The 268-nt window shown below is 70.9% G+C and carries 1 pseudogene; it reads right to left on the reverse strand.

The window, feature by feature from the left end:
* Positions 1-268: pseudogene (locus tag CVH10_RS20975) on the reverse strand (hypothetical protein); the annotation flags it as partial.

Here is a 268-nt window from a genome sequence, read left to right on the forward strand (position 1 = left end):
GCCCACGGCGCGCGCGGCATCCTCGTTGTCGCGCACCGCCTGCAGGTAGGCGCCGAAGCGGCCGTTGCGCAGCCACCAGGTCACGAGCAGCGCGACGACCACCATCGCCAGCACCAGCCACAGGTAGCCGCCGCGAGACGCGAACTGCATGTTGCCCACCGACTCGCGCAGCGGCACCATGAGGCCGACGCCGCCACCGGTGAACGACACCGAGGTCGCGACGATGCGGAAGACCTCCGCGAACGCCAGCGTGACCAGCGCGAAGTAC

Origin of the sequence: Halomonas sp. ND22Bw, assembly GCF_003011945.1 — a bacterium.
GTDB lineage: Bacteria > Pseudomonadota > Gammaproteobacteria > Pseudomonadales > Halomonadaceae > Halomonas > Halomonas halophila.